This is a genomic window from Chamaesiphon sp. OTE_20_metabat_361, assembly GCF_031364565.1.
This window is the reverse complement of the sequence record NZ_JANLWO010000277.1, coordinates 1-3770: the sequence shown is the minus strand read 5'-3', so window position 1 is coordinate 3770 and position 3770 is coordinate 1. Positions and strand designations below refer to the sequence as shown.

Below are 3770 nucleotides of genomic sequence, written 5' to 3'. Positions count from 1 at the left end.
ACAAGAATATCGTAAAGCAAATTATCGCGGTCGGGAAGAGTTGTCATTACTCAATTCGATGGTGCAAGAAAATGTCGTCGGCATTAATGTCGTCCAACTATTTCGGCGCGAAAAATATAATGCCGAACTATTTCGGACGGTACGCGATCGGTATATTCGCGAAATCGATAAAACTAACTTTCATGACTCGGCAGTTTCGGCGACTTTAGAGTGGATTTCACTCGTGGCGATCGCGGCGGTACTCTGGTTGGGCGGTTTAATGGTATTGAATAAAACTCTGGATTTTGGAACTTTGTCTGCGTTTATTTTGTACGCGCAAAGATTGTTTGAACCCTTGCGGCAATTTGCCGAGAAATTCACCGCTATTCAATCGGGGTTTACCTCAGTAGAACGGATTAATGATATCCTCAACGAGCCGATCGAAATTCAAGATATCGATCCAGCGCAAAGCGAACATCTGACGCATGTCGATAGTGCTTCCCAAGGTGAAATTCGGTTCGAGCATGTCTGGTTTGCTTATAAAGATGATGACTATGTAATTCGCGATTTGGACTTTACGATTAAGCCAGGTGAAAAGATCGCTTTAGTCGGGCCGACTGGTGCGGGTAAAAGCTCGATTATTCGCTTGCTCTGCCGTCTGTACGAGCCTACAAAGGGGCGAATTTTGGTGGATGGGGTAGACATCAAAAATATTACTCAAGCCGAACTCCGCCGCTATTTGGGCGTGATTTTACAAGATGGTTTTCTGTTTGCTGGCAACGTGCGGGAGAATATTACTTTAGGTGAAAGTTATACCGAAGCGGAAATCCTCCACGCAGCTCGATCGACAAATATCGATCGCTTCATCACTCAACTCCCCCAAGGTTATGATACCCAATTACGCGAACGCGGCGCGAATTTATCGGCTGGACAAAAACAACTAATTGCTTTTGCGCGATCGGTAATTCGTAATCCGAGAATTCTCGTTTTAGATGAAGCCACCGCCAGTCTAGATGTCGGAACGGAAGTCTTAATTCAAGATGCTTTGGATCGAATAATTGTCGATCGGACAGCAATTATTATCGCCCACCGTTTATCGACAATTCGGAATGTCGATCGCATTTTTGTCCTCAAACAAGGTAGTTTGGTCGAGTCGGGTACCCATGAGGAATTACTGGAGCAGGGTGGCTTGTATGCAGGTTTATATCAATTACAAATGCTAGGGACTTAGTTTGTAGTCAACTGTACGGCAATACCGAACAGAAATGCTACACTAGTCGTACAAGTTTCATTAGGTCATTAATGATGAAATTATCTGGAATCCAACTCGGGATCGTGACGATGTTAGCAGGCGTATTAGTGCCGATTCCGGGACTGTGCCACAGCCTGAACCGAACAGAAAAGACACGTCTCAATTCGAGTCTACTCGCCCAAGTCGCTAGATATCGCCCATTAGTAGATGCAGCCAACCAAGAAGAACAGCTAGCAAATCAGGCAACTACTAAATATGCTGCGGCATTCGAGCAATTCCGGAACGCACCCAATCGCGATCGAGCATTTAAACTTACCAACGTTCTCATCCAAACATCTGGGCAAGCAGCCGTTCATCTTCAGCGAAATAGTGAGTTGGGATTACAAAGCTTGCCTTACTATGCTGGCGATCCAGCATCAGCCCAAACCACATTAGACACCACATACCGAATCAGGGGGGAACTAGCTCAGGTTTATCGGGGCTACAATCAACTTTCCAAGCAGACTCGGAGTGCCATCCAAGCTCGTGACGACGCTAAATTAAATGTATTGTTGACTAAATTTACCATGCTCAACGAAAAGGGCGCACAGTTGGTTGAAATGAGCAATCAAGTTGTTCAAGCTTACCAAAATCGTAGCAGTGCGGTAGGCGCTCAAGCGATCGGCAATTTGAATAACCAAATGAGAAATGGTCTTAATCAAAGAGGTCAATCAACAAAATGTATGGTGTCCAATTTACCCTATGGTTCACCATCTCAAGTCGCTGGTAATGCTAGTGCCTATTGTAATTCACCTTAGCTCGTTCGCTCGAACAAACTCAAGCATCTCTAGATGTAAGTATCGCTAGTTTACAAGATATTCAACGTAACTGGAATTAGTCATGAATAAAGAGTTTAAAATGCCCGATCCGGAAACTAGAGCCAGAGATATTGCTAATTTGAGAGCAGCTTGTCGGATGCTAGATATCACCAATTTAATGCTAGATGAAGCGTTGGCGTAGCCTACCGGAGGTAATCTCAATGGCTGATGCTCACCTACTCGCACAACGCCGGACGAGATTATCCTCCAAGTCTAATTATATTCCCACCGATCGGGTCGAGAGCTGACGATCGAATTTGTGCGAATAATTTATCGGGGAAGACGTCAAGACAGCGAACAATTGTGTTAAAACATAAGTTTGCTCTATCGTGAATTCCCCGCTCGATCCCTATGGCTTCAACCGACCGAGACACCATTCGCATCCGTGGTGCAAAACAGCATAATCTCAAGAATATTAGTTTAGAGCTACCGCGCGATCGATTGATAGTATTCACAGGGGTGTCTGGCTCGGGCAAATCCTCCCTCGCCTTCGATACGATTTTTGCTGAGGGTCAGCGGCGGTATGTGGAGTCCCTGAGTGCCTACGCGCGGCAATTTCTGGGACAATTGGATAAGCCAGATGTGGATGCGATCGAAGGTTTGAGTCCAGCCATCTCGATCGATCAAAAGTCTACTTCTAATAATCCCCGATCGACCGTTGGGACGGTAACGGAGATTTATGATTATTTTCGGTTATTATACGGTCGCGCGGGTACGCCCCACTGTCCCCAGTGCGATCGATCGATCGCGCCCCAAACAATCGATGAAATGAGCGACAGAATTCGCGCTCTCCCCGAACGGACTAAGTTTCAGATCCTAGCTCCCATTGTGCGTGGTAAGAAAGGGACGCATCAAAAGGTGTTATCTAGTCTCGCATCTGAAGGCTTCGTAAGAGTGCGGATAAATGGTGAAATTCGCGAATTAGCCGATCGGATTGTCTTAGATAAAAATCAACATCATACGGTCGAAATTGTGGTCGATCGGTTGGTTAATAAAGAAGGGATCGAATCGCGCTTATCCGACTCTTTGACCACCTGTTTACGATATGGAGAAGGTATAGCCACCATTTCCATTATAGCGGATGAATCTGAGGAAAACAAGGAAAACTTACCACAAGAACTAGTCTTTTCAGAGAAATTTGCCTGTCCCGAACATGGCGCAGTAATGGAAGAATTATCGCCGCGATTGTTCTCTTTTAATTCACCTTACGGTGCTTGTCCAGCTTGTCACGGTATCGGTAGCTCCCGCACATTCGACCCCGAATTAATTATTCCCGATCCATCTGCGGCTGTCTACCACGCGATCGCACCGTGGTCGGATAAAGATAATTCCTATTATTTATCCCTATTATATAGCCTGGGTCAAGCCGCCGGATTTGCCCTCGATACCCCGTGGAATAAACTCACTCCCGAACAGAAAAACCTGGTTTTGGAAGGACGCACCGAGCCGATTTGGATGGAAGATATCGACGAACATCGTCGCTTTAAAGGTGTACTTAAAATTCTCGATCGTCAATACAATGATGCCTCAGAATTGCAAAAGCAAAAGCTCGAACAATACCTTACCAATCGCCCTTGTGAAGCCTGCGGTGGCAATCGTTTAAAAGCCGAAGCCCAATCGGTAAAATTGGGGCAGTATGGCATTCTGGATTTTACCAGTGCATCGATCGATGAATGCTTGGA

The 3770-nt window shown here is 45.7% G+C and carries 2 protein-coding genes and 1 pseudogene; all 3 read left to right on the top strand.

Annotation, left to right across the window (positions count from 1 at the left end; translation table 11 throughout):
* The coding region (locus tag RMO35_RS08125; RefSeq protein WP_309740118.1) for an ABC transporter ATP-binding protein at nt 1–1210 on the top strand (1210 nt) is incomplete at its 5' end.
* 71 nt (nt 1211–1281) lie between these two features.
* Complete coding sequence (locus RMO35_RS08120) at nt 1282–2028, top strand: hypothetical protein (RefSeq protein ID WP_309740117.1); 747 nt, start codon at nt 1282–1284, stop codon at nt 2026–2028.
* A gap of 411 nt (nt 2029–2439) precedes the next feature.
* Nucleotides 2440–3770, top strand: a pseudogene (locus RMO35_RS08115) (excinuclease ABC subunit A); the annotation flags it as partial.

What these genes read in the sequence shown, in the direction of transcription:
- RMO35_RS08120 (WP_309740117.1), top strand. Translation starts at nt 1,282, where the DNA reads ATGATGAAATTATCTGGAATCCAACTCGGGATCGTGACGATGTTAGCA.